Consider the following 482-nt stretch of genomic DNA (forward strand, 5'->3'; position numbering starts at 1 on the left):
CCGATCTGCGGCGATCGTTCGGGCCGGTAATGGATGCATTGTGAAGATCGCCACGAACAGCCGACTAAACGATGTGTTTATATCGTTAATGGTCGCTGCGGAATGCAAAGGGACACGCCCAATTGCATCCGTATGCCGCCATCGAGCGTATAAATTGAAGCAGGTGGACGAGCCACCATCAGGAGACACAGCCATGAAATTCATGATGACCTTCCACTGGGCACCGGATACCCAGCAGCGTGCCGAAGCCATCGCGCGCTTTCAGCGAACCGGAGGGCTCCCGCCTGAGGGCGTCCGGCTAGTGGGCCGGTGGACGCGAGCCGATCTGGGCGCAGGTTTCGATTTGCTCGAAACAGATGATATGAAGAAACTCACCGAGTTCGCCTATCAATGGAGCGATCTGATGGAGCTGGACATCGTCCCAGTGCTTGACGACGCCGAGCTGGGCGAGGTGCTGGGGCGCGTAGTGAAATAGAGGGTTC

General features: G+C 57.5%; 2 protein-coding genes. One reads left to right on the forward strand and one right to left on the reverse strand.

The window, feature by feature from the left end:
* A partial coding sequence (locus tag BN2476_RS47890) for a hypothetical protein (protein WP_218274618.1) occupies positions 1-204 on the reverse strand: 204 nt, incomplete at its 3' end.
* On the opposite strand from BN2476_RS47890, the gene BN2476_RS44505 reads away from it, so the two are divergent.
* Complete coding sequence (locus BN2476_RS44505; protein ID WP_087740440.1) at positions 194-475, forward strand: DUF3303 domain-containing protein; 282 nt, start codon at positions 194-196, stop codon at positions 473-475. The two genes, BN2476_RS47890 and BN2476_RS44505, sit on opposite strands and share 11 nt — an antisense overlap.
* Positions 476-482 lie beyond the last annotated feature (7 nt).

The organism is Paraburkholderia piptadeniae, from assembly GCF_900007165.1.
GTDB lineage: Bacteria > Pseudomonadota > Gammaproteobacteria > Burkholderiales > Burkholderiaceae > Paraburkholderia > Paraburkholderia piptadeniae.

Bases quoted from the DNA above. Each gene is read 5' to 3' on its own strand.
- BN2476_RS44505 (WP_087740440.1), top strand. From the start codon at position 194: ATGAAATTCATGATGACCTTCCACTGGGCACCGGATACCCAGCAGCGT.